The 246-nt window shown below is 56.9% G+C and carries 1 pseudogene; it reads left to right on the top strand.

Annotated features, from left to right (window positions below):
• Positions 1-246, top strand: a pseudogene (locus tag OH705_RS28300) (GNAT family N-acetyltransferase); the annotation flags it as partial.

Consider the following 246-nt stretch of genomic DNA (forward strand, 5'->3'; position numbering starts at 1 on the left):
GGAGTTACACCACTTACTACTTGGAAATGACCTCGGCTGCCGCGCTGAGAGCAAAGCCACAGCCGCACGATCTTCAGATCATCGAATGTGAAGTGCCTCAGGCAGCATTGAATCGGTTTCTCTACGAACTGGTTGGAACGCCCTGGGAATGGGGAGATCTGGATGCCTGGAGCGATACCGATTGGCAGGCACTTGTCGAGCAGGACTGCCATCGGACCTGGGTCGCCTATCACCGCGGGGCAATCG

Source organism: Pseudomonas sp. BJa3 (genome assembly GCF_026343815.1).
Taxonomy (GTDB): Bacteria; Pseudomonadota; Gammaproteobacteria; order Pseudomonadales; family Pseudomonadaceae; genus Aquipseudomonas; species Aquipseudomonas soli.